The 475-nt window shown below is 65.9% G+C and carries 1 protein-coding gene; it reads right to left on the bottom strand.

What is annotated here, in order from left to right; translation table 11 throughout:
- The coding region (locus AC1RQI_RS17045; protein WP_481905807.1) for a hypothetical protein at window positions 1-475 on the bottom strand (475 nt) is incomplete at both ends.

Consider the following 475-nt stretch of genomic DNA (forward strand, 5'->3'; position numbering starts at 1 on the left):
AGAGCCGGATCGGCATAGCCCGCCAGTCGAGTTCGTAGTAGTAGGGAGTGCCATTGATCAGCGTCAGTAACGGCGCGTCGGTCTGGGGGTCCCGGATGTAGAACTGCCAGGTGCCGTCCGGACGGTGTTCGCCAAGCAGGACGTCGTTGTGCCACAGGTAGGTGGTGGTGCCTTCGGTACTCTTGCGCCAAGCACGGCGGTTGAGGGCGTCGGCGCCGTACTGGACGCGCAGACCGTCGCGCCTGAGTTCGGTGAGCTGGCCTTCGGCGTCAAATCGCCGGTATTCCGGGGTGTCGCCCAGAACGGTGGTTTCGGCGCCCAGGTCGTCGTAGCGGCGTTCGGCATGGGCCGTTTTGACCAGGCGATCACGCTCGAGTTCGGCGTTGTCGTCCGGGAGGCGGTTGCCGCCGTCGTCGTACTGGAAGCGGCGCTCGTCCTCGCCGATCAGTTGGCCCTGGGCGTCACGCTCGAAGCG

Source organism: Salicola sp. AFF1 (genome assembly GCF_056783195.1).